This is a genomic window from Vibrio scophthalmi LMG 19158 (genome assembly GCF_000222585.1).
Taxonomy (GTDB): Bacteria; Pseudomonadota; Gammaproteobacteria; order Enterobacterales; family Vibrionaceae; genus Vibrio; species Vibrio scophthalmi.
The window spans coordinates 1-1,427 of record NZ_AFWE01000035.1 but is presented as its reverse complement, the minus strand read 5'-3'; the positions used below and the strand labels follow the sequence as shown (position 1 = coordinate 1,427).

Annotated in this window: 1 protein-coding gene; it reads left to right on the top strand. The window is 42.5% G+C overall.

What is annotated here, in order from left to right:
• The first annotated feature begins 81 nt into the window (after window positions 1–81).
• Complete coding sequence (locus RH88_RS01635; protein WP_005593006.1) at window positions 82–1,413, top strand: IS4 family transposase; 1,332 nt, start codon at window positions 82–84, stop codon at window positions 1,411–1,413.
• Window positions 1,414–1,427 lie beyond the last annotated feature (14 nt).

The window sequence follows — 1,427 nt, the reverse complement described above, 5'->3', positions numbered from 1 at the left end:
TAATGCTGATCGTTTTAAATAATTGAACGATCCTGAGCAGGGTTCATAATCGGTCTCAACATAGTTGAGGCCGATTTTTTTATGTCTGAGTTTTCTAAAGAGTTACAGATTACCGCTGAGTTTTGCCAAGAACATCATCTCAATGCTTTTGCTAAACATATTCCTTTAGAGTGGGTTGAAGAAGCGGTTAAACAAACTGGCAGAGCTTCTGTTCGTAAACGAAGGTTTCCTGCCGAGCAAGCTGTCTGGTTAGTATTAGGTATTGGGCTACTAAGAAATCGCTCGATTCAAAACGTGTGTGACAGGTTGGAGCTAGCCTTCCCTGATTCAAAAGGAGAATTACCACCACTAGCAACCAGTAGCATCATTAAAGGTAAAGAAAAGTTGGGTTTTGAGCCAATGCGTTACCTGTTCAAAATGACCGCAGCCCAATGGGAGCAACAAAGTGAGTTTGAACAATGTTGTGGATTGAAGCTATTGAGTGTTGACGGTACTTACTTCAAGACGCACGACACAGAAAGTAATCAGACCTTTGGCTATGCGCAAAAATCCGCCACATTCCCTTCCGTTCTTGCGGTCACTTTGATGTCTACAAGGACCCATTTAGTCGCCGATGCCGCTTTTGGTCCTGTCACGGAGAGTGAGATCTCATATGCACAAAAACTTGTAGGCTCTGCACCTGAAAACTCTTTAACCCTCTTTGACCGTGGATTTATGTCTGCTGAGTTGTTTCTAAGCTGGCAAGGTAGTGGCAAAAACACACATTGGCTTTCCCCAATTAAATCGAAATTCAGATATGAGATCCTCGACTCGTACAGTGACTATGACCATCTCATCGAAATGCCAGTATCTCCTCAAGCTCAAAAACAGTACCCTCATTTAGGCGAAAAATGGACAGCTCGTTTAGTTTTAATACCTTCACCTAAAGGTGAGATAAAAGGGTTTATTACTTCTTGCTTATGTCCTGATACATACGCATTGAAAGAATTAGTTGAAGTATATTGGCAGCGTTGGGAAATAGAGCGTAGCTATGGCGAACTTAAGCAATATCAACTAGCGAACAAGCCACTACTGAGAAGCCTAAAGAGTGAAGGAGTATACCAAGAGCTATGGGGCATACTGATATCGTACAATATTGTTCGATTAGAAATGGCAGGTATGGCAAAACAGCACGAAGTAGAGCCATTACGAATTAGCTTCGTCAACGCACTATGCTTAATACAAGAAGAGTTCATCTGGTCAGATGGAAGGACTCCAGGAGGTATCCCTAAGGCGCTGAAAGAGTTGAGGGACAATGGCAAACGGCTAATACTTCCTAAAAAGAGAAAAAGAAAGCCTTACCCCAGAGCTGTGCTAAAAAAAGCTCAGAAATACCCCTCACGCTCTAGAGATAAAAATGCCACTCGCTCTTAAGCGAGTGGCATTAA

What these genes read in the sequence shown, in the direction of transcription:
- RH88_RS01635 (WP_005593006.1), top strand. Translation starts at nt 82, where the DNA reads ATGTCTGAGTTTTCTAAAGAGTTACAGATTACCGCTGAGTTTTGCCAA.